The following is a 1,438-nucleotide window of genomic DNA, read 5'->3' on the forward strand; positions in this document are numbered from 1 at the left end:
ACATGGGAACAGGAACTTCCTGATGACATCACTGTTCCGGAACATAAGAGAAAAGCAAGACGGACACATGCTGATCTCTTTAAAAATGTTCCTTCCTGCGACGAGATCATTTCTCTTCCGGAGGAGGAGCGAAACTGTCCAACCTGCGGAACGCAGATGGAATGTATTGGGAAAGAATTCGTCCGCCATGAATTTCGTTTTACCCCTGCCAAGGGAAAAGTAGTAAATATCTATCGTGAAACCTATAAATGCCCGGAGTGTGCCATATCAGAGGAACATCCGGATGATCAGACATTTGTCAAAGCCCCTGTTCAGGAACCATTGATCCCGGAAAGTTATGCATCGGAATACGTTGTCGGATGGGCAATGCACCAGAAGTACCAGAATGGTCTGCCGTTAAACAGGCGGGAAGAGGACTGGAAGCAACTGGGTGTCCCATTAAGCCGGGCTACGCTTGCTAACTGGATCATTTACTGTGCCGAGAATTATCTCCGTCATGTTTATGATTATTTTCACCGTCAGTTACGGATGCGTAAATATCTGATGGCAGATGAAACCCGGGTTCAGGTACTGAATGAGCCGGAGCGTAATCCTGAAACGGATTCCTGGATGTGGCTCTTCCGCAGTGGAGAAGATGGACTTCCGCCGATCCTGCTCTACCATTACACAGAGACAAGGGCAAAGTTCCATGCAGCATCTTTCCTACAGGGGTTCAGCGGATATCTGGAGACGGACGGATACCAGGGTTATAATAATCTGCCGGACATCAAACGCTGCTCTTGCTGGGCACATGTGAGACGTTACTTCACAGATGCCATACCGAAAGGGAAAGAGTATGATTACAGCCTTCCGGCAGTGCAGGGAGTACAGTTCTGTTCCAAGCTGTTTGATTGTGAGCGGTACTCAAAAGCAAAAAATCACACTGCGGAGCAGAGAAAACAATTTCGTCTTGAAAAGGAGAAGCCAATACTGGAGGCATTCTGGAATTGGCTGGATCAACAGCGCCCAAACAAAGGAACCCGTTTGGCGAAAGCGGTAAACTATGCCCAAAATCGGAAAGACACCCTGATGACTTATCTGGAAGACGGTCATTGCAGTTTGTCCAATAATCTTAGCGAGAATGCAATCAGGCCATTCACTGTCGGCCGGAAGAACTGGCTGTTCAGTGCCAGTCCGAAAGGAGCTGCCTCCAGTGCTATTGTGTATACAATGGTCGAGATGGCAAAAGCGAATGATCTGAATACCTATAAATATCTGACATATCTCTTATCACAGCGGCCAGACGATAAAATGTCAGATGAACAGTTGGAACAGCTTGCCCCATGAGCGAGACTGCGAAAACGAACTGTCAAAACTAAAATAGAGTAAAACGCTTGCATCTATCATTTTGGTGCAAGCGTAATTCATGAGTAACGTAGCAATATTTTGCGCTTACTTT

Annotated in this window: 1 pseudogene; it reads left to right on the top strand. The window is 46.7% G+C overall.

The features are described 5' to 3' along the window. Positions 1 to 1,358, top strand: a pseudogene (gene tnpC, locus DW769_RS16225) (IS66 family transposase); the annotation flags it as partial. Positions 1,359 to 1,438: the final 80 nt, after the last annotated feature.

This window comes from Blautia sp. AM29-29 (assembly GCF_003480555.1).
Lineage (GTDB): Bacteria > Bacillota > Clostridia > Lachnospirales > Lachnospiraceae > Fusicatenibacter > Fusicatenibacter saccharivorans.